The organism is Gemmiger formicilis (assembly GCF_018784445.1).
Classification (GTDB): Bacteria; Bacillota; Clostridia; order Oscillospirales; family Ruminococcaceae; genus Gemmiger.
In genome coordinates this window covers 1-206 of the sequence record NZ_WQOH01000072.1, presented here as the reverse complement: position 1 = coordinate 206, position 206 = coordinate 1, and the positions used below count along the sequence as shown (strand labels likewise).

The following is a 206-nucleotide window of genomic DNA, read 5'->3' as shown; positions in this document are numbered from 1 at the left end:
GGTGACTATATCCTTGCCCACTATACCCACGAGGAGATTGCCATGGCGGAGGACTTTCTCTGCCCGGAACGGGACGAGCTGTTCACCTACTCCGGCCTTGACCTGCTGCTCAAACGCTATGTGATTCAGTCACGCAGCCGCGTGCCGCTGGAAACACCGCAGGAGATGTTTTTGGGTATCGCGCTGCATCTTGCTATGAACGAAGG

The 206-nt window shown here is 56.3% G+C and carries 1 protein-coding gene; it reads left to right on the top strand.

Annotation, left to right across the window (positions count from 1 at the left end; genetic code table 11):
- The coding region (locus GPK89_RS16840) for a ribonucleotide reductase N-terminal alpha domain-containing protein (RefSeq protein ID WP_215694178.1) at window positions 1-206 on the top strand (206 nt) is incomplete at both ends.